The sequence below is a fragment of the Belnapia sp. AC561 genome (assembly GCF_979252845.1).
Map to the genome: position 1 here is coordinate 1 of NZ_CEEDBP010000369.1, position 250 is coordinate 250.

General features: G+C 72.4%; 1 pseudogene. It reads left to right on the forward strand.

Annotation, left to right across the window (positions count from 1 at the left end):
- Positions 1 to 250 (forward strand): annotated as a pseudogene (locus AC0IW9_RS31465) (hypothetical protein); the annotation flags it as partial.

Consider the following 250-nt stretch of genomic DNA (forward strand, 5'->3'; position numbering starts at 1 on the left):
GACGCATACGCTGCTGGCGAATGGCCGCTGGGCGGGGACCGAGCTGCATAGCCTGGCGCGGGCCGAGGTGGGCGCCTTCCTGCCGGACCCGGCCAAGGCGTCACCCGGCAAGGGCGGCACCACGCTCGCCGGGCCGGTGGGGATGCTGTCGCCGGCGGCCTCCCAGGCGATCTCCATGGTGCTGCTCGAACTGGCCACCAATGCGACGAATTACGGGGCCCTGTCTGCGCCGGGTGGTGCGGTGCATCTG